Genomic DNA, 211 nt, shown 5'->3' with positions numbered 1-211 from the left:
CTTTACATTCTTGAAATGGATTTAAGAAATCTTCCTGTTTTCCCTGCAAATGATGCGAATGGAAACGCTCAGTACATTCCTGAAAACTGCTATTTTATGATGGGAGACAACCGTTACAATTCTCTTGATATGCGCCATAGCTACGAGCAGACTTTAGTTTCAGTTTCGAAAATGGATTCAATGTCTGTAACTTACTATACAAGCCTCTCTC

The 211-nt window shown here is 37.9% G+C and carries 1 protein-coding gene; it reads left to right on the top strand.

The window, feature by feature from the left end; genetic code table 11:
• Positions 1-15 precede the first annotated feature (15 nt).
• On the top strand, positions 16-211 hold a 196-nt coding region (locus tag B4C08_RS06400), incomplete at its 3' end, for a S26 family signal peptidase (RefSeq protein ID WP_296664063.1).

It is taken from the genome of Treponema sp. UBA753 (assembly GCF_002297325.1).
Taxonomy (GTDB): domain Bacteria; phylum Spirochaetota; class Spirochaetia; order Treponematales; family Treponemataceae; genus Treponema_D.
Note: the sequence above shows the minus strand (reverse complement) of the source record. Positions and strands in the feature narration are given on the sequence as shown.